At 41.8% G+C, this 19,516-nt stretch carries 20 protein-coding genes and 1 pseudogene; 10 read left to right on the top strand and 11 right to left on the bottom strand.

The annotated features are described in order from the left end of the window. Positions 1-85 precede the first annotated feature (85 nt). The 4 genes and pseudogenes from tsaD to D8848_RS10860 all read right to left on the bottom strand — a co-directional run bounded on the left by tsaD (position 86) and on the right by D8848_RS10860 (position 2,521). Positions 86-1,096 (bottom strand): tRNA (adenosine(37)-N6)-threonylcarbamoyltransferase complex transferase subunit TsaD, encoded by a 1,011-nt coding sequence (gene tsaD / locus D8848_RS03200; RefSeq protein WP_020901820.1) that lies wholly within the window; start codon positions 1,094-1,096, stop codon positions 86-88. Beyond that, a complete protein-coding gene (gene rimI, locus D8848_RS03195; protein WP_020901819.1) occupies positions 1,086-1,523 on the bottom strand; it encodes a ribosomal protein S18-alanine N-acetyltransferase in 438 nt (145 codons plus the stop codon). Before rimI ends, tsaD begins: the two co-directional genes overlap by 11 nt. Beyond that, positions 1,520-2,203, bottom strand: a complete 684-nt coding sequence (gene tsaB, locus D8848_RS03190) for a tRNA (adenosine(37)-N6)-threonylcarbamoyltransferase complex dimerization subunit type 1 TsaB (protein ID WP_020901818.1) — start codon at positions 2,201-2,203, stop codon at positions 1,520-1,522. The genes rimI and tsaB overlap by 4 nt, the downstream gene beginning before the upstream one ends. 103 nt (positions 2,204-2,306) lie before the next feature. Continuing rightward, positions 2,307-2,521, bottom strand: a pseudogene (locus D8848_RS10860) (hypothetical protein). A 1,003-nt stretch (positions 2,522-3,524) separates the two neighbouring features. On the opposite strand from D8848_RS10860, the gene D8848_RS03180 reads away from it, so the two are divergent. Both D8848_RS03180 and rnjA read left to right on the top strand, forming a co-directional pair. Next, on the top strand, positions 3,525-3,758 hold the full coding sequence (locus tag D8848_RS03180; protein WP_000639572.1) for a DNA-dependent RNA polymerase subunit epsilon: 234 nt from the start codon (positions 3,525-3,527) through the stop codon (positions 3,756-3,758). A gap of 1 nt (position 3,759) precedes the next feature. Beyond that, positions 3,760-5,439 (top strand): ribonuclease J1, encoded by a 1,680-nt coding sequence (gene rnjA / locus D8848_RS03175; protein ID WP_125443281.1) that lies wholly within the window; start codon positions 3,760-3,762, stop codon positions 5,437-5,439. A gap of 202 nt (positions 5,440-5,641) precedes the next feature. Here rnjA and mnmG read toward each other — a convergent pair whose 3' ends face one another. The 6 genes from mnmG to D8848_RS03145 all read right to left on the bottom strand — a co-directional run bounded on the left by mnmG (position 5,642) and on the right by D8848_RS03145 (position 13,570). After that, positions 5,642-7,555, bottom strand: a complete 1,914-nt coding sequence (gene mnmG / locus D8848_RS03170; protein WP_125443280.1) for a tRNA uridine-5-carboxymethylaminomethyl(34) synthesis enzyme MnmG — start codon at positions 7,553-7,555, stop codon at positions 5,642-5,644. Positions 7,556-7,564: 9 nt separating this feature from the next. After that, entirely contained in the window at positions 7,565-8,020 is a 456-nt protein-coding gene (locus D8848_RS03165) for an NUDIX hydrolase (protein WP_185756843.1), read from the bottom strand. A 140-nt stretch (positions 8,021-8,160) separates the two neighbouring features. Then, positions 8,161-9,282, bottom strand: a complete 1,122-nt coding sequence (gene mnmA, locus D8848_RS03160; protein WP_125443278.1) for a tRNA 2-thiouridine(34) synthase MnmA — start codon at positions 9,280-9,282, stop codon at positions 8,161-8,163. A gap of 807 nt (positions 9,283-10,089) precedes the next feature. Continuing rightward, positions 10,090-10,719, bottom strand: a complete 630-nt coding sequence (locus D8848_RS03155; RefSeq protein ID WP_125443277.1) for an ABC transporter ATP-binding protein — start codon at positions 10,717-10,719, stop codon at positions 10,090-10,092. After that, complete coding sequence (locus D8848_RS03150) at positions 10,716-12,824, bottom strand: bacteriocin-associated integral membrane family protein (RefSeq protein ID WP_125443276.1); 2,109 nt, start codon at positions 12,822-12,824, stop codon at positions 10,716-10,718. Before D8848_RS03150 ends, D8848_RS03155 begins: the two co-directional genes overlap by 4 nt. A 158-nt stretch (positions 12,825-12,982) precedes the next feature. Next, positions 12,983-13,570, bottom strand: coding sequence for a hypothetical protein (locus tag D8848_RS03145; RefSeq protein WP_033684456.1), 588 nt, complete (start codon positions 13,568-13,570; stop codon positions 12,983-12,985). Between the two features lie 322 nt (positions 13,571-13,892). Here D8848_RS03145 and D8848_RS03140 point away from each other — a divergent pair, with 322 nt between their 5' ends. Beyond that, entirely contained in the window at positions 13,893-14,756 is an 864-nt protein-coding gene (locus tag D8848_RS03140) for a helix-turn-helix domain-containing protein (protein ID WP_045612421.1), read from the top strand. Between the two features lie 51 nt (positions 14,757-14,807). Here D8848_RS03140 and apf read toward each other — a convergent pair whose 3' ends face one another. Continuing rightward, positions 14,808-15,455: an aggregation-promoting factor gene (gene apf, locus D8848_RS03135; RefSeq protein WP_125443275.1), complete on the bottom strand. Its 648-nt coding sequence runs from the start codon at positions 15,453-15,455 to the stop codon at positions 14,808-14,810. Between the two features lie 239 nt (positions 15,456-15,694). Here apf and sdaAB point away from each other — a divergent pair, with 239 nt between their 5' ends. The 7 genes from sdaAB (at position 15,695) to D8848_RS03090 (ending at position 19,506) form a co-directional block, all read left to right on the top strand. Next, positions 15,695-16,366: an L-serine ammonia-lyase, iron-sulfur-dependent subunit beta gene (gene sdaAB / locus D8848_RS03130; RefSeq protein ID WP_125443274.1), complete on the top strand. Its 672-nt coding sequence runs from the start codon at positions 15,695-15,697 to the stop codon at positions 16,364-16,366. Between the two features lie 8 nt (positions 16,367-16,374). Then, the gene (gene sdaAA / locus D8848_RS03125) at positions 16,375-17,247 is read left to right on the top strand and encodes an L-serine ammonia-lyase, iron-sulfur-dependent, subunit alpha (RefSeq protein WP_033687533.1); all 873 of its coding nucleotides are present in this window, start codon (positions 16,375-16,377) and stop codon (positions 17,245-17,247) included. A gap of 21 nt (positions 17,248-17,268) precedes the next feature. Further along, entirely contained in the window at positions 17,269-17,901 is a 633-nt protein-coding gene (locus tag D8848_RS03120; protein ID WP_125443273.1) for an HAD family hydrolase, read from the top strand. Positions 17,902-18,261: 360 nt separating this feature from the next. Beyond that, a complete protein-coding gene (locus D8848_RS03105) occupies positions 18,262-18,507 on the top strand; it encodes a hypothetical protein (protein WP_001813542.1) in 246 nt (81 codons plus the stop codon). Then, the gene (locus D8848_RS03100; RefSeq protein WP_000806926.1) at positions 18,504-18,839 is read left to right on the top strand and encodes a DinB/UmuC family translesion DNA polymerase; all 336 of its coding nucleotides are present in this window, start codon (positions 18,504-18,506) and stop codon (positions 18,837-18,839) included. Before D8848_RS03105 ends, D8848_RS03100 begins: the two co-directional genes overlap by 4 nt. A 12-nt stretch (positions 18,840-18,851) precedes the next feature. Next, on the top strand, positions 18,852-19,220 hold the full coding sequence (locus tag D8848_RS03095) for a hypothetical protein (protein ID WP_000567222.1): 369 nt from the start codon (positions 18,852-18,854) through the stop codon (positions 19,218-19,220). After that, a complete protein-coding gene (locus D8848_RS03090) occupies positions 19,207-19,506 on the top strand; it encodes a DUF5960 family protein (protein ID WP_001072467.1) in 300 nt (99 codons plus the stop codon). Before D8848_RS03095 ends, D8848_RS03090 begins: the two co-directional genes overlap by 14 nt. The last annotated feature ends 10 nt before the right edge of the window (positions 19,507-19,516 follow it).

Raw genomic sequence — 19,516 nt, 5'->3', positions numbered from 1 at the left:
TTATATAGTATATCATTATTCACAATTATTTGTCAAAATATTCTGACATTTAAGAGAGCAAAAAAGCCAGCCCTAAGCTGACTCTTTATTCCATGGTATCAAAAGCGAGACTTGGTTTGGCATTGAGGTCCAAGCTTGCAAAGTTTTCTTTGTTCCATTCGCTGACGCTGGCATAGGCAATCATACCTGCATTGTCTCCGCAGAGGCGCAGAGGTGGAATGATGACCTTGACATCTGCGATTTCGGTTGCTAGGCGTTCTCTGAGACCTTTATTGGCTGCCACACCACCTGCCACGACTAGAGTTTTAACAGGGTATTTCTCCAAAGCCTTCTTAGTTTTTGCCATGAGAATATCCAGGACAGCTGCTTGGAAGGATGCACACAAGTCCTCTGTAGACAGACTTTCTCCCTTTTGCTCGGCATTATGGTGAAGATTGATAAAGGCAGATTTCAAACCTGAGAATGAAAACTCCAGATTATCTTCCTTAATCATGGCACGAGGAAAGTCATAAATATCCTGCCCCTGATGAGCCAGCTCGTCAATCTCACGACCGGCAGGATAGGTCAAGCCCATGACACGGCCGACCTTATCATAGGCCTCACCAACCGCGTCATCTCGCGTTTCCCCAACAATCTTGTAGTCACCAGCCTCCGAAACATAAACCAACTCTGTGTGTCCACCGCTGACCAAGAGGGCTAGCAAGGGAAACTCCAAAGGCTCCACGCTCTGAGCTGCCATAAGGTGACCAGCCATGTGGTTAACGGGAATCAGCGGAAGTCCATGTGCCCAAGCAAAGGCCTTAGCAGCTGATAAACCAACTAGTAAAGCTCCCACCAAGCCAGGTCCATAGGTAACCGCCACAGCTGTTACATCGTCTTCGGTAATCCCTGCTTCTGCCAACGCCTCCTCGATGCAGGCTGTAATGACCTCGACATGGTGACGACTGGCTACTTCTGGCACTACGCCCCCAAAACGTTTGTGGCTCTCAATTTGACTAGCAATGACATTAGACAAGAGCTCATCGTCGTTTTTCAAGACGGCGACACTGGTCTCATCACAGGATGTCTCAAATGCTAAAATATATCTATCCTTCATCTATTTCTCTCTTCATGATAATGGCATCCTCGACTGGGTCATGGTAGTAGGCCTTTCGCTCAGCGATGACTGCCATCTTTTCTTTCTTGTAAAATGCTTGTGCTCGGTGATTTGACTTTCTGACTTCGAGGAAAATCTCCTTGTCTGTCGGCAATTGAGCAAACAAGGCTGATGCAATTCCCTGACCCTGATAGGTTTGTTTGACAGCGATTTGCAGGACTTCTGCCTCAAAAAGATTCTCCTGCACAGCTAGAAAGCCAATCACTTCTTCCCCATCATAAGCTAGAGCATACCAAGTCTGGTCTTGGGACAGGTCTGCTTGGATTTGTTCCAGCGTCCAAGGACTGACTGGGTAAACAGCTATCATAACAGCGTAGATGGCTTGAGCCAGATCAGGTTGCTGGTGAGTTCGTTTGATTTCTATCATAGGCGTTTAATGTAGGACTTACCAGACTCGGTATGGTTCTTGAGCCAGTTTTCCTCAGCCTCAACACGCTTGAGGTAGTTCGGCACAAAATCATGCAAGGAGTCTGCTTCCTTGTCCCAAGCCAAAAGAGCAAGATTGGCTGCATTAGGCAAGGTTTCTTTGTAATTAGTCCTTGGCAAGTGTTCTTGAATCTGCTCCACAAAGGGGGCAACTTCTCCGACAAAGGTTACCTGACTAGCACCCTTAACTTTCTCTAACACCTCTTCAAAAGATAGGTGCGCTTCTGGCATGACAGGTTTGGCATTTTCATAAAATCCTGCATAAACATTGTTGCGACGCGCATCCATCAAGGGAACGAACAAGCCTTCTTGTTGGTAGGGCACCAGAGCCAAGAGGCTAGACATACCAACTAACTCAATGTTCAGGGTATGAGCCAAAGTCTTGGCAGTTGCTACCGCGATTCGCAAACCTGTGTAGCTACCTGGCCCTTCCGCCACCACGATTCGGTCCAAATCCTTGGGTGTCCAATCCAAACTTGCCATCAAAAAATCGATGGCAGGCATAAGGGTAATACTGTGATTTTTCTTAATATTAATCGTCGTCTCGGCAAGAACCTGCTTGTCCTCTAAAATAGCGAGAGAAAGAGCCTTGCTGGACGTATCAAAAGCTAATACTTTCATAACACATTCCTATCTTTTTGTCTGCTTACTATTATACTACAAAAGCTGGCACATGGGAATTTTCTTTATCCCCAAACAAAAAGCCCCTGCATCAGCAGGGCATCTAAGCATTTAATCCAAAGTAGAAAACGAACCAGACAACATAGGTTACAAGGAGGAGAAAAATTAAATAGAGCGTCACAAAAGCAAGCTTCCAAAGGAATTTTTTTTGCGGTGGCCCAGATGTACAAACAGGCCATTCCCCCCATAGACACAATCTACAAAGACTATAAACACCAAGAGGCGAACCCCTATCGCAAATTCAAACAAACTAAACATTCTTAATCCTCTTTTTGGTATTCCTATTTTTATATAAACTGTTGACTATGTTGGTCTATCAATGTTAAAATATAATTCAACACTGGTAGGAAAATCAGGTTGAGTCGTTGACTCTTCGGGTTGCGGTGCTATCCCTGAAACTTTGGTTTCTAAAGAACTGGAATTGCGATTGATTAGTTCGCCCCCAGTGTTAGATGGCTCTTGACTTCGGTCAGGAGCTTTTTGATGCTTTCAAAATTGATTTCCTCAGCAAATTATATTAAAATATAGATATTGAGAGGATAACGTAGGGCGACTGGTAACAGAGCGTTCAAAGGTACCAACTTCTGGTACGGGTATGGGACTGCCCTCAGATTTGAGCTGTAAAGACCCCTGACTACCATTGGTCCTCTCTTTTTGCTTACTCTTAAATTAAGTGCTTGTCTTTGCCTTTTAGTAAGCACTCCACTCCATCTTGCTATTTCTACATCGTTATACTTATAGATTGACTTCTTAGCCTCATAGATGATAAAATAGGGTAAAGGTTGAGATTTGGTCTGACTTGGTGACAAGTCTTTCAAAGGTTGTGATGCATTCGCTTCAGGTAATGGTGCTGCCCCTTGAGCTTGCTCAGAAAGATCCCTTAATTTTGTCTCAGCCTTTTTATTTGCTCTTGAGATGTCTCAAAAGCTTTTTCTTTTTTCAAAGATACCATTCTGTCCCAACCATCTACTCCAACGATTAATGAAACTAGAACTATATTCTTCCTTAAATCTACTATCTCTTTAGATTCCCCCTTTAATTATAACACCTAAGCGCTCTCCGACCAAATCCTACCTGTCTTTTTGCTCCTTTTTCCCCTCCCGACTTTCTTCATTTCGGCCTTTTACTAATCTTTCATTTTGTGGTATAATTGAAATAATTGTAACGAATCAAGGTCAATCTAGACACAAAATGGAATGAAATCAAGCAAATCTATGCTAAAAGTTTGGAATAAGCTGACCTGTAAATAGAAAGGAACTATATGATTTACAAAGTTTTTTATCAAGAAACAAAAGAACGTAGCCCACGTCGTGAAACAACACGCGCACTTTACCTAGACATCGATGCCAGCTCAGAACTTGAGGGACGCATCGCTGCTCGCCAACTTGTCGAAGAAAATCGCCCAGAGTACAATATCGAGTATATCGAACTCTTGTCTGACAAATTGCTAGATTACGAAAAAGAAACTGGCGCCTTCGAAATCACGGAGTTCTAATATGGCCTATACTCTTAAACCTGAAGAAGTCGGCGTTTTTGCCATCGGTGGTCTGGGAGAAATCGGGAAAAATACATACGGGATTGAATACCAAGATGAGATTATCATCGTCGATGCTGGGATTAAATTCCCAGAAGATGACTTGCTGGGTATCGACTACGTCATTCCTGATTACTCTTATATCGTAGACAATATCGACCGCGTCAAGGCTGTTTTGATTACACACGGACACGAGGACCACATCGGTGGGATTCCATTCCTGCTCAAGCAAGCAAATGTCCCTATCTATGCTGGACCGCTTGCCTTGGCTTTGATCCGTGGAAAACTCGAAGAACACGGCCTCCTGCGCAACGCCAAACTTTACGAAATCAACCACAACACTGAGTTGACCTTTAAAAATCTCAAGGCAACTTTCTTTAGAACTACTCACTCTATTCCAGAGCCTTTGGGGATTGTCATTCATACTCCTCAAGGGAAAATTGTCTGTACGGGTGACTTCAAGTTTGACTTAACACCAGTTGGTGAACCAGCAGATTTGCACCGTATGGCTGCGCTTGGTGAAGAAGGTGTACTCTGTCTCCTGTCTGACTCGACAAATGCAGAAATTCCAACCTTTACCAACTCTGAAAAAGTCGTTGGCCAGTCCATCATGAAGATTATCCAAGGCATTGAAGGACGTATCATCTTTGCATCCTTTGCCTCAAATATCTTCCGTCTCCAGCAAGCAACTGAAGCTGCTGTAAAGACTGGACGCAAGATTGCGGTCTTTGGTCGCTCTATGGAAAAGGCCATTGTCAACGGAATTGACCTTGGTTACATCAAAGCTCCTAAGGGAACCTTTATCGAGCCAAATGAAATCAAAGACTACCCTGCAGGCGAGGTTCTGATCCTCTGTACAGGTAGTCAGGGCGAGCCGATGGCAGCCCTCTCTCGTATCGCCAACGGAACCCACCGTCAGGTGCAACTCCAACCCGGAGATACTGTCATCTTCTCTTCTAGCCCAATCCCTGGAAATACTACTAGCGTCAACAAGCTAATCAACATCATTTCTGAAGCTGGTGTCGAAGTTATCCACGGTAAGGTTAACAATATCCATACCTCTGGACACGGTGGCCAGCAAGAGCAAAAACTCATGCTCCGCTTGATTAAGCCAAAATACTTCATGCCTGTCCACGGTGAATACCGCATGCAAAAAGTCCACGCTGGGCTAGCGGTGGATACTGGTGTTGAGAAGGACAATATCTTTATTATGAGCAATGGTGATGTGCTTGCCCTTACTGCTGACTCTGCTCGTATCGCAGGTCATTTCAACGCCCAAGATATCTATGTCGATGGAAATCGTATCGGTGAAATCGGCGCAGCTGTCCTCAAAGATCGTCGTGATCTATCTGAAGACGGTGTCGTTCTAGCAGTCGCAACTGTTGACTTCAAATCGCAGATGATTCTGTCTGGCCCAGACATCCTCAGCCGAGGCTTTGTCTATATGAGAGAGTCTGGAGACTTGATTCGCCAAAGCCAACGCATCCTCTTCAATGCCATTCGTATCGCACTGAAAAACAAGGATGCTAGCGTGCAATCTGTCAATGGTGCCATTGTCAACGCTATTCGCCCCTTCCTTTATGAAAATACTGAACGTGAACCGATCATCATCCCGATGATCCTCACACCAGATGAAGAATAAAGCAAGAAAACAGCCCCGATTTTTCGGAGCTGTTTTTCTCTATGCTTTCTTTTGAGATTAAAACTCAATAAAAATCGAAATCAGACTAGAAGGCTAGGCGAAAGCATAACTTGAGTTAGCTCCCATAGTTCGGAGAACTATGGGAGGCTGGAGATGAATCAAAGCCAAGCTTTGAACTCATTCGTAAGAAGCCGACGACGTATTATTTTGATTTTTGAAGAGTTTTAGAAATACTACGATTTTTACCTTCAAGATACACCATCAAAATAGAAATATCTGCTGGGTTTACTCCCGAAATACGGCTGGCTTGACCGATGGTTTCTGGATTGATGAGTTTGAACTTCTGACGGGCTTCGGTTGCAATAGAATCAATGTCATCCCAGTCAATATTGGCTGGAATGCGTTTTTCTTCCATGCGTTTCATCTTGGCAACCTGATCCATGGCTTTGGAAATATAGCCTTCGTATTTGATTTCTGTTTCAATCAATTCGATAATCTTGTCATCCAAGTCCTCTGCAGCTGGTCCGATGAAAGCCACCACATCTTGATAAGAAACTTCTGGACGACGAAGGAATTCCTTGGCTGTCACTGCATCGGTCAACGGCTTGAAGCCCATCTCCTCAACCTTGGCATTGGTTTCCTTTACTGGCTTGAGTTTGATGCTGTCTAGGCGTTTCATCTCATTTTCAAATTGATTTTTCTTGATTTCAAAGCGGGCCCAGCGTTCATCATCCACAAGCCCAATCTCACGTCCCATCTCTGTTAAACGCATATCGGCATTGTCATGACGGAGAATGAGACGGTATTCAGCACGACTGGTCAATAGACGGTAGGGTTCAATGGTTCCCTTGGTCACCAAGTCATCAATCATCACCCCGATATAACCGTCACTGCGCTTCAAAATCAACTCAGGCTTGCCTTGGATTTTCAGAGCCGCATTGATACCCGCGATAATCCCTTGCCCAGCAGCTTCTTCGTAACCTGATGTTCCATTTGTCTGACCAGCAGTGAAAAGTCCTGAGATTTTCTTGGTTTCCAGAGTCGCACGCAACTGATGAGGCAAGACCATGTCGTACTCAATGGCATAACCTGTCCGCATCATCTCTGCATTTTCCAAACCTTTAATGGAATGAACCAAGTCACGCTGAACATCCTCAGGCAGACTGGTTGAGAGGCCTTGAACATAGACTTCCTCAGTATTGCGCCCTTCTGGCTCAAGGAAGAGTTGGTGGCGTTCCTTGTCTGCAAAGCGCACAATCTTGTCCTCAATCGATGGGCAGTAACGAGGTCCCACTCCCTTGACCACACCTGTAAACATTGGCGCACGGTGGAGGTTATTTTGGATAATCTCATGACTGGTACCGTTAGTATAGGTCAACCAGCATGGCACTTGATCCTTGACATAGTCCTCATCACGTGAAGTATATGAGAAGTGATTTGGCGCTTCGTCCCCTGGCTGAATCTCTGTCACATCATAGTTGATAGAAGAAGCCTTGACACGTGGAGGAGTCCCTGTCTTGAAACGACCGATTTCGAGGCCCAGTTCCTTGAGATTGTCAGCAAGGTTAATAGAAGCCAAGCTGTGGTTAGGACCTGATGAGTACTTGAGATCTCCGATGATAATTTCCCCACGGAGAGCAGTCCCTGTGGTCACGATAACAGCCTTAGCAGCATACCCTTGATGGGTCGCTGTACGTACACCGACAACTTTGCCGTCTTCAACCAAAATCTCATCAATCATAGTCTGACGAAGGGTCAGATTTTCTTGATTTTCAACCGTCTTGCGCATCTCCTTAGAGTAAAGCTCCTTGTCAGCCTGCGCACGAAGGGCACGGACAGCTGGCCCCTTCCCTGTGTTGAGCATCTTCATCTGGATGTAAGTCTTGTCAATGGTTTTGGCCATCTCGCCACCGAGGGCATCAACTTCACGCACGACAATCCCCTTGGCAGAACCACCGATAGAGGGATTACATGGCATGAAAGCCAGCATTTCAATGTTGATGGTCGCAAGCAAGACCTTACAACCCATACGGCTGGCAGCCAAGGAAGCCTCGACCCCAGCGTGTCCCGCACCGATTACAATAATATCGTATTCTTCAGTAAAATTATATGTCATGTTTCTCTCCTATTCCTCAAGATGAATGTGTCTTAGTTGACCGTCCCAATATGGTAGGGCTGTTTTTAGAAAGGCTGGAACTAACTGGAAATCCTCAAGTTTATCCAAATCAATCCATTCACAGGGCTGCCTTTTCTCATCTTCCTGCATGGTCAATGGGGCATCTTCAAGCAAATCCACCAGATAATGAAACTCGATATTGTGATAGGAAACACCGTCCTGTTCAAAACGATTTTCAACCACAAAAGCTAGCTGCCCAGCTTGAGCTTTGACACCCAGTTCTTCCCTCACTTCACGGACTACTGCGTCTTCCGTGCTTTCATTGACTTGAATTGCACCGCCGATAGTATAATACTTGCCCTCATCTTTGGTGACTAGAAGTTTGCGATTTTGGAGAATCAAGGCTGTCGCCCGAACACCAAAAACTGTATTTCCTACTTTTGTCCGAAAGTCTTGTTGAGTCATTCTTGTCCTTTCCCTTAAACGACACAAAAACAGTCAAAACTCCAAAGAAGTGCAGGACAAAAAAGCCTGCAACATCCATGAGCTTTGACCATCATTTCTATTGCTTTTATTATTGTAGCAAATTGAGAAAATTTGTCAATCTAAATGTACTGACAAACTTGTCCATTGCGGTAAGCATTGTCAATCAAACCGCCACCTAGACACTCTTCACCATCGTAAAAGACAACTGCCTGTCCTGGTGTGATGGCGCGCTGTGGTTCCGCAAAGATGACCTCTGCCTTGTCTCCTTTGACATGGACGGTCACCTTAGAATCAGGCTGACGATAGCGGAATTTAGCCGTACATTCGAGCGTAAACTCTTCTGGCATTTCACGAGTAAAGTGGACTTGACTGGCTTCTAGACTGGTTGACATGAGCGAGTCATGGTAGAAACCTTGGCCAACATAGAGGATATTCTTGCTGAGGTCTTTTCCGACAACGAACCAAGGGGCATTGTCTCCACCGTGTTGCCCACCGATACCTAGACCTCCACGCTGACCAATCGTATAGTACATCAGACCTGCATGCTCGCCCATATCGCGACCATCCACAGTCATCATGCGACCAGGCTGAGCTGGCAAGTAGTTGCTGAGGAAGTTTTTAAAGTTCTTTTCTCCGATAAAGCAAATCCCTGTCGAGTCTTTCTTCTTAGCAGTCGCAAGACCTGCTTCTTCTGCTAGTCTGCGAACTTCAGGCTTTTCCAAATGTCCTAGTGGGAACATGGTTTTTTGAAGTTGTTCTTGCGAAAGTTGGCTGAGGAAATAGGTCTGATCCTTGCCATTGTCCACGCCACGAAGCATATGAACAGTACCATCTTCATCACGCGCCACTCGGGCATAATGCCCAGTCGCTACATAGTCTGCCCCCAAGGTCATGGCATAGTCCAAAAAGGCCTTAAACTTGATTTCCTTATTGCACATAACATCTGGATTGGGCGTGCGTCCTGCACGGTATTCCGCTAGGAAATACTCAAAAACGCGGTCCCAGTACTCTTTTTCAAAATTGACAGAGTAGTAGGGAATGCCAATCTGGTCTGCCACCGCAGCCACATCCTTGTAATCTTCGGTCGCCGTACAGACGCCGTTTTCATCTGTGTCATCCCAGTTCTTCATGAAGATACCGATCACATCGTAGCCCTGCTCCTTGAGAAGAAGAGCCGTCACCGACGAATCGACACCACCACTCATCCCCACAACAACACGTGTTTTAGAGTTATCACTCATGGTAAGTCTCCCATCTATTCGTTTATTTATACCCCTCAAAATTCTATTTACTATGACTTTCAATAGAATTTCTTCGAGTATAGTCTTTTCGTTTGCTTTTAGGACTAGGCAACGAGTCACAGGCATAACTTGAGTTCGCTCAATCAGTCTGGGAGACTGATTGAGGTTATAAATCAGACAAGCTCAGCTTGCATCTCATTTCGAGTTAACGACGTAATAAAAGATAAACGAAATGACTAGTTCACGATTGAAGGTCGTGTGTGCTTAACGATTGAAGGTCGCTTGAGCAGTATTCATTATAACATGCTTGGTTAGAGAAGACAAGAAAGAGGCTGATAATCTACAAGCCTCTTTTATAAAATAATCAATCCTTCAACAAAATCCATTGTTGAAATGCTGTTCTAAACCATTGATCGCTCAGATTTCCCAGAATAGAGCTGTCCTAACTATCGAATAGATTAAATCCATACATATCCACGCAATTCTACGTTTAGAATTGCCATAAAATAAATGTTTTAGGGATATTCTAAGTCTTTGACTGCTTAAAATTTTACGTTCTGAAGGATTCTAAAGCTAGAATAGCATAAAAATCATGAAAACTGAACTATTCGAAGCTTCAGAGTCATACGATTTCCATAGGAAGTATCTTTTTAGTACGTGTGGTTAGGAGGTAATTTTAGGGAATCTCCCCAAAACAACCGATTTCCTATTTTTATCAATCAAAAAATGTTGATAAATGAGTGTTTTAAAATTTAATTTTAAAGGTATTCTTAAATTTAAAGATTTTTGATAAGATTTCTGTATTTTTCACAATTCAATGATACGATGACATTGTTGGGCTACATAAGCATCGTGGGTCACAATAATGACTGTTTTCCCCTCTCGATTCATCTCTAAGAGAAACTTCAAGACCAAATCTCTATTTTCAGGGTCCAGCGAACCTGTCGGTTCATCGGCTAAAATCAGCTGGCTGGGTTTTAAGATGGCTCTAGCAACTGCAATTCGTTGTTGTTCGCCACCAGACAACTCGGAGACCTTTTGATGCAAAGTAGCTGACAAATCTACTCTCTCTAAAATCTCTTTCACCTTTTTGAGCTTGTCTTTCTTGGACAATTTCACATATTTCAGCGCCAGCATGAGATTGTACTCGACCGTTTCATCATCAATCAGAGCAAAATTTTGAAATAGATAAGAGATATGTTCACGGATTATTGTTTGCGACTTAGCAGAATTGACCGCTAGATTTGTCTGACCAAAAATCTCATACCGTCCGCTATAATCACCATCTATCAAACCTAATAAATTTAACAAGGTCGACTTACCACTACCACTCTTGCCAACAATGGCTACCAAATCCCCCTGATCAATCCTGAGAGATAAGTTATCCAAAATCACTTTTCTCCCAATGGTTTTGGTAATATTTTTCAACTCAATCATAAGATGCCCCCTTTCAATAACTCTACTAGACTTTTTTTCTCCATCCTAGAAGCCAAGGCTAGCACAAACAGTATATCCAAACATGTAAAACCTGCAAACAGCAGGAGTGGCAGGAGCGCATGGGCAAAGAAAATCAAGACTAGAAGAGGGAGACTATAGCCCAGCAAGAGCAGAACTAAGAGAGCGCGGTAGCGATCGACCAGTTTCCACCCCATAAACTTCTTGGTAATGATATCCCTGCGCTTCAACAAGAAAGTGGTAACGAGTAAAAAGTAGGAGACAATCATACTGAGAAGAGCAAATAAGGCAAAAAGAACGTTAAAATTACGAACAGAATCCCGATAAGTATCAACTATCTCCTCTTGAATTGCTTGAATCGATGAAAATTTTAAATAGCTACCATCAGATAAGTTATCGACTAACTCTGTAATCACTTTTTGATTTTGTTCTGTATTTTCAACTTTCATCGGATTGTTTAAACCTGTCGTTGACAAGTGAGTCTTTTCTTCCCACATCATGTCTTGATCATTTACCAGACTAATGATTGGATTGTGGAGATTTTCCTTTCGCTCATTATTATAAGGGAAGAAAGACCAATCTCCTTCATAGTAGGCAATTTCTACATCCATATCTTCTATTGTTTTCTTTTGTTGATTTTCATACCTCATCGAAAGATAGGCGATGGATTTTCCCAAGAACTGATTCTTGCCTTCTTGTCCTTTGACACTGGCTGGCATCAAAATAACTTTTTTAGTGCCGGTATCTGGTAACTTGAATCCCTTGCTCTTTAGAAAATTGCTATTTGCATAGTAAACATCTACCTCATCAGGCAGTTGGTACTGTTGCACTTGTTCTGCTTTGATAACTGATTTGATAGGAAGACTCGCACTTCGCACATAATTTACTTGTATTTTTGCTAGCAAATCTTGATAAAATTGGTAGAAATAATCTGTAGATTTCCCCGACCCTGCTAGCTCTTCTTGCCACAGGTTATCATTGAGTTGGAAGGTTTCTAAGGTCAAGTAATTCCCTTGGCTTACCCACTGTTGCTGATAAGCAAGTTCTTTGTTTTCTTGTTCTAGACTTCTGCCTACCCCAATCAGTAGGGCCGTCAGTAAAATAGTTGTCCCTATTTTCATCACATAATTGAAGATGAGACCAAGTTTGACAGATGAAAAACCCTTCAACATGGAGCTGACTGTCATTTTCTGAATCATCAGGTAGGTCAGCCAACTGATGAACAAATACAACTGTAAAAGTAGAAATTGGGATAAGAGTAAACTTAGGAACAGAAGTTTTGGTCTGTAGTCCAGCACTAAAAATAGCCCCAAGTCAATGATAAGACTTCCACCCAAGAGAAGATAAAAATTAGTCTTTACAAAACCAGCTAAAATCGCCCTGCTTTGAAAACCAAGTAACTTTTGAACCCCCACTCGTTTCATCTCCATCATCGGCTGATAAACTGTCATTAAAATCACAAGCAAGATTGCCAAGATAAAGATAATGATAGATAGTAACAAATCTTGATTTAGCACTCCAACCTGACTTCGGTAAGTGGGTTCTAATAAAATCGTCTTATCTATCTGGAAAAAATCACTACACTTTTGTAGAATGGTATCGCGATTTATCTCTTTGCTGGAGGTAATCATGTAGCGCCCATTTACAGTATGGGATTTATCCTCAATATAGGATTGGAAGGTCTGGAGTCGAATGAGTTTCACCTTTAAAAAGGTGGGAATAGTGCCTAGATTATTGGGAAGATCTTGATTGCTGTAGACCCCCTTTTCGTTCTTTGAAAAATCAAGAGAAGTCAGACCGAACTCCTGATAGGGGAAGGTTTCCTTATCAAAAACACCAGCCTTGACGACCTCATCGCCATTATCTACTTTGATAATAGAGACCTTGTCTTGGCTTGCAACCTCTTCAAAAAACTGGAGAATCGTTTCTGTCGGTTTAGTGACATCTTTCAAGTACAAGTCAAATGAATAAGTTGTCTTGCCCATCTCCTGAATCCGCACTATTTCTCGTGTAACATTTACATTCAGGACAAAAAACGTAGTACACAGTAAGAGCAAGAGCATACAAAGATGACTGATTTTTTTCATAGAGATACCTCCCGTGAAGAGACGAAACTGGGAAAAAACTAACTTTCCAATAAAGCCACACAGTGATTCTCTCAGCTTAATTGTGTTCAAGGCTGAAAACACTGTGTGGTTTTTGAATGTTTGAACGTTTAGAGGTTAGATTTCTAGGCAATTGTCTATCAGAATGTTCTTTTATCTGTCAATAACCCGAGAAAATCTTGTCGTTTCAAGTCGGAGAAGTGTTTGGTAGAAAGACTTCCTTTTTGAAGTCCATCATCTCTAACCTGCAAATAATAGCTATGTTGGCTTGTTTTAATTGTCAAAAAATCGCCAAATATAAAAACTCTTTTCCAGTTGCGAATCTCAAATTCTTTCATCTCTGATTTTGGAATGCGGATAAGTCCTTGTCGCAAATCACGATGGTGCTCACTTGTGAAAGTCATCCCATTCCCAAGATTTCTTATCAGTAGTTCATCTGGAGTCACCATCACCAGCGCTATTTTAGTTAAGAAAATTTCAACTGTTGGTGGTAAAATCGCCAAATTAAACCAAGGATGTAGGTAGCGATACGCTAAGAAATACTGAGGCTCCTCACCCAATCCTAGTTGTTTATATAAGGCCTTGACCTCACTATCTAACCTCGCTTCAAAAGACACATCCGAATGCGCTTCTTCCTTCTTCTGATTAAAATAACGCATCCAGACTAGAAAACCTATAAAGACTATAATAAATATTCCTGATAAGAGATATTTTACATTGTAGTTCATCACTTAACCTCCTGATTCACTACTCCGCCTAAAGCAGAGGCCTATCTATTTTGAAAATAGTTCCATAACAACTTTAAATAAGACGGGTGTCATTAAAATTAGGATAATTCCTATCACAAATATCATGACTACTCGAAAAAGCTCCTTATTTTTAAACATTTTTCCATCCCTTTTCTAGCTACATCATAGTACTCATTAACCCCATTTTAAAATTACACCAAACTTATTTTAGTTTTATTTTCTACTTTTTATATTACTATGATACAATATTTTTAATAGGATTTTATTATTTGTTAACTTTTTTCACGAAAAGGAGAAAATCATGCGTTATGATTTTGGAAAGGTCTATAAAGAAATACGTGAGTCAAAAGGATTGACCCAAGAAGAGGTCTGTGGAAATGTTCTCTCAAGAACCAGCCTATCAAAGATTGAAAGTGGTAAGGCAACTCCTAAATATGAAAATATGGATTTTCTTCTCAGGCAAATGAATATGAGTTTTGAAGAGTTTGACTACATCTGCCATCTCTATCAGCCGAGCCAACGGACAGAAATCATGCAAACTTATCTCAATATGAATTCCATCATTGGTGGCAGTGGTCTAGTTGATTTTTTTGAAACATGCCAAAACTATCTCAAGACCCATCACGACCTGCCTATAGAAGAAATCAGAGATATGCTTGAAGTTGTCATTCATATTCGTCAACATAGTACAGAGAAACTGTCAGACCAAGTGAAACAAACTGTCAAAAAACTTTGGGAAAAAATTGAAAAACAAGATACATGGTATGAAAGTGACCTAAAAATCCTCAATACCATCCTTTTCAGCTTTCCTATTGAACACCTCCATCTCATCACTGAAAAAATCTTGCAACGCTTGGAAGTCTATAAAAACTACCAACATTTATATGACTTGCGAATGGCAATCCTACTCAACCTTTCCACCATTTACTTATACCATCAAGACAAAAACATGTGTCAACAAATCTGCTATACTTTACTAGAGGATGCCAAGAACAAGAAAAGCTACGATATGCTTGCTATCTGCTATGTCCGTATTGGGATTTGTAGGGATGATGCTAAACTTATCCAAAAAGGGTTCTCTCTTCTAGAGCTGACCGATGAAACTTCCATTCTAGCCTTTCTCAAAAAAGAAGTGGAGATCTATTATCAACCGAAAGAAATATAAAAAAGTCGAGGGATTTCCTCGACTTTTTCAAATTATTCTGTTCGTTATTTCTTAATACCAGCCGTTGTTAAGCCAGAAGTTTTTAGCAGCTGACCATGAACCGTAACGTCCTGCAACGTAAGCATCTGCTACACGTTCTTGGTTTTCAGCTGAGTAGTCACCGTTCAAGTATGAATCTGTCAATTGGTAACGTCCAATGTATTGGCCGTTTGTAGCTGTATAGCTACCACCTGATTCTTTTTGTGCAATCCATTCTTTAGCTTCTGCTTCAGATCCACTTACAGTTGCAGCTGGTGCTGAAGTTTCTGCTGCAACAACCGTTTCTTCTGCTGCAGGTGCGCTTGCCACTGGAGCTTCTTCTGCTACCTCTGTAGTTTCTGCTACTGGAGCTGAAACAGTTTCATCTTGAGCAGCTGGTGCTGCATAAGTAGTTGGCGCTGGTGTTGTAGCAGGCGCTACAGGGCCATCGATAACCAACTCTTGACCAACATAAATCAAATGAATGTTGTCGATGTGGTTGTTTTCTGCCAATCTCTCAACAGTTGTGTTGTGAGTTTCAGCGATTTCTGAAAGTGTATCACCTTCTTTAACAGTGTAAGTTGATGATTCTTGAGCAGATACAAATGATGGAGCAAATACTGCAAACAAGGCAGCTACTCCTGCAAGAGTTGTTTTAATCTTTTTAGTTGTTGATTTCATATTTGAAAATTCTCCTTCTTTCTATACTTCTATCATACCCTTTAAATATTACCGTTTCTTGACACTTTTATGTAGAAATATTACAAAATTATTTTTTATTTCCCTAAATAAGCTATTTTTTGTTACAAAAGATGCTTTTTTATGCTATTTGTAGTGTAAAAAGGTTTTCATCCACAATTAAAGCCAAGACCTTCATTCTTTGATATAATAGAGATAAGAATTTTTATAAGGGGAAACTGATGAAATCACTTCGTTTTCAATCTGTCTTTGATATCATCGGACCAGTTATGATTGGCCCATCTAGTAGCCATACCGCTGGTGCTGTTCGCATTGGGAAGATTGTCTCTTCCATTTTTGATGATACTCCGACAGAAGTCGAATTCCAACTATTTAACTCATTTGCCAAAACCTATCGTGGTCACGGAACAGACCTAGCCCTTGTTGCAGGTATTTTGGGCATGGATACAGATGATCCTGAAATCCCAAACAGCCTGGAAATTGCCCACAAGCGTGGCATCAAGATTGTCTGGGCCATTCAGAAAGACAGCAATGCTCCTCACCCAAACACCACTAAAATTACCGTCAAAAATGCTCACAAGACCATCAGCGTAACTGGTATTTCTATCGGTGGAGGAAATATTCAGGTAACCGAACTCAATGGCTTTGCCGTCTCTCTCAATATGAATACACCAACTATCATCATTGTTCATCAAGATATTCCAGGTATGATTGCCCTCGTAACAGAGGCCCTTTCCCGCTACGGTATCAATATCGCCCAGATGAATGTTACTCGTGAAAAAGCTGGTGAAAAAGCCATTATGATTATCGAAGTCGACAGTCGCAACTGTGATGAAGCCATCGAAGAAATTCGAAAAATCCCTCATCTTCACAATGTCAATTTCTTTAAATAGGAGGAAGCATGTTTTATTCTATCAAAGAATTGGTCGAGCAGGCAGAACTAGACTTTCAAGGAAATGTCGCAGAACTCATGATTACAACAGAGTTTGAATTGACCGGTCGCGAACGTGAAGAAGTCTTCCTTCTCATGGAACGCAATCTGGAAGTCATGAAAGCCTCTGTCCAACTTGGCCTCAATGAAAATAAATCTCGTAGTGGCCTGACAGGTGGAGATGCTGCCAAATTGGATCACTACATTAAAAACGGAAAAACTCTGTCAGATTACACGATTCTCTCTGCTGTCCGAAATGCCATTGCAGTCAATGAACACAATGCTAAAATGGGCTTGGTTTGTGCCACTCCGACCGCAGGAAGTTCTGGCTGTCTGCCCTCAGTTCTAACAGCTGCTATTGAAAAATTAGACCTCAGCCACGAGCAACAGCTGGATTTCCTCTTTGCTGCTGGTGCCTTTGGACTAGTCATCGCAAACAATGCCTCTATCTCAGGGGCTGAAGGTGGCTGTCAGGCCGAGGTTGGTTCGGCCTCTGCTATGAGTGCTGCAGCCTTGACTCTAGCTGCCGGTGGAACACCTTATCAGGCCAGTCAGGCCATTGCCTTTGTCATTAAAAATATGCTAGGCCTCATCTGTGACCCTGTTGCCGGCTTGGTCGAAGTTCCCTGCGTCAAGCGCAATGCTATGGGAGCTAGCTTTGCCTTCATCGCAGCAGACATGGCCTTGGCAGGTATCGAATCTAAAATTCCTGTGGATGAAGTTATCGATGCCATGTACCAAGTAGGAGCAAGCATGCCAACTGCCTTCCGTGAAACAGCTGAAGGTGGTCTCGCTGCCACCCCTACTGGTCGTCGCCTCCAAAAAGAAATTTTCGGAGAATAAGTTTATCAAATAGGAGAAACCATGACCTCTATCACAGCGATCTTTTTCGATCTGGACGGAACCCTCGTTGACAGTTCTATCGGGATTCACAATGCCTTTACCCATACCTTTAAGGAGCTCGGGGTGCCTAGCCCTAATGCCAAAACGATTCGTGGTTTTATGGGACCGCCCCTTGAAAGTAGTTTTGCGACCTGCCTGCCCAAAGAACGAATTTCTGAAGCCGTGCAGATATACCGTTCTTACTATAAGGAGAAAGGCATCTATGAAGCTCAACTCTTTCCTCAGATTGTAGACTTGCTTAAGGAGCTATCAAGCAAATATCCTCTTTATATCACCACTACAAAGAATACCCCTACCGCTCAAGATATGACTAAAAACTTGGGAATCCATCATTTCTTTGATGGCATTTATGGTTCCAGCCCTGAAGCACCCCATAAGGCAGATGTCATTCGCCAAGCCTTACAGACACATCAACTAACACCAGAACAAGCCATCATCATCGGAGATACCAAGTTTGATATGCAGGGGGCTCAAGAAACAGGCATTCAGAAATTGGCCGTCACTTGGGGATTTGGAGAACAAGCAGATCTACTAAACTATCAGCCTGATTATATCGCTCACAAACCCATAGAAGTTTTGGAGTATTTTCAATAACATAGACTGGGCGACAACCCCATTTCAGAAGAAAATGGAGCAAGTTTCTACATAACAAAACGCATATTACCAAGGTTCTTCAGAACTGATAATATGCGTTTTTCTTTTTTATTCAACGTGTGCTGAGAGCTTTCTTCTATACTAATAGACGAAAGGGTGTGAAAATGATTTTTAAATGATACTGTGGAACGGAACAGTAGCCCTAGTATTGACTACTGTCGTTTCTATTCATATTGGCTATTCTAGGACTGAGATGAAAAAATCTATAAATGCTCAGAATAAAATTGAACCCGCAAATCTCCCCAAAACAATGGTGAGTCATGTACTTGTATTATTCCGAAAAAATACACCTCTGGTGCAGTGAGACAAATTGGTGTATCTTATAGTGGCTTCGTAGATGAAAGCTATACTCTACTATCACTCTTTGATGATGTAGAACAAATTGAAAAAGATAATAGACTTCAGACAGCTATTGATGTTGTCAGAGAACAGTTTGGTTTTTTAGCCATACAAAAAGGAACCGTCCTAACTGAAGGTTCCAGAAATATTGAACGCAGTAAACTTATCGGTGGTCATTCCGCGGGTGGATTGGAGGGATTAAAATGAAACAAGAAAAAAATACAGTACAATTTTCAGAAATCCGTAGCAAAGGATGTAATGATATTGAAATGCTTGAAAGATTTTTACATGGAATCGTTGAAACAGCAACTTCAAAACTTCGTCAGAGAAAACTCAAAACAACTGAAATATCGATACGACTAGTACATGCTAAATCTGAAAACCGATTACCATTGGAATTTACATTTAGCATTAAGCCAACAAGCTCATCTGTGATAATCTATACTGAGGTAATCAATCGCTTTAAAGAATGTTACACAGGTGGGGGAATTCAAGGTTTTACGATTCAATTTGATAAAAATACCCTTGCCTCTGCATAGAAAGGATTTGATATGATTGACCGTTCATATTTACCATTTCAATCAGCAAGAGAGTACCAGGATACAAAGATGCAAAAATGGATGGGCTTTTTCCTATCTGAACATGCATCAGCACTCTCTGATGATACAAACAAAGTAACGTACATGTCTGACTTATCACTAGAGAAGAAATTATTACTCCTCAGTCAAGTATACGCCGGGCAGCTACGCACACGCATTCAAGTGATTGAAAAAAACAAGCGTGTTTCCTACACTGGAACAATACCAAGTCTGACCAAAGATTTCATTTTGATAAAAACTACAACAGGTCACATCAATTTGAAATTAAAAGACATTATTAGTATTGAACTTGTCGAGGAGGTGCTCTATGAATCAGCTTGAGTTTCAGCGTAATCACCTACAAATGGACTATTATAGCGAGAGCTACCAAGATTTTGAACGTGACTTCTACCGCTACTCTAACATGAATATTCCATTGACCTTCCTAACTGATGATATCCTAAAAACAATGGCGACTTCACGTAAGAATTACTTTGTCCTCAATAAGGAAAAGTCCAGAGATAACCGCGATCACTTCTTCATATTTGAAGTAAGTACCGTAGATGAGAATCCGCTAATCTATCATTATACATATAAGAAAACTACAATATATTTAGCAGAAAAATAGGAGCAGTTCA

The sequence above is a fragment of the Streptococcus mitis genome (assembly GCF_003942775.1).
GTDB classification, from domain to species: Bacteria; Bacillota; Bacilli; order Lactobacillales; family Streptococcaceae; genus Streptococcus; species Streptococcus mitis_CN.
Note: the sequence above shows the minus strand (reverse complement) of the source record. Positions and strands in the feature narration are given on the sequence as shown.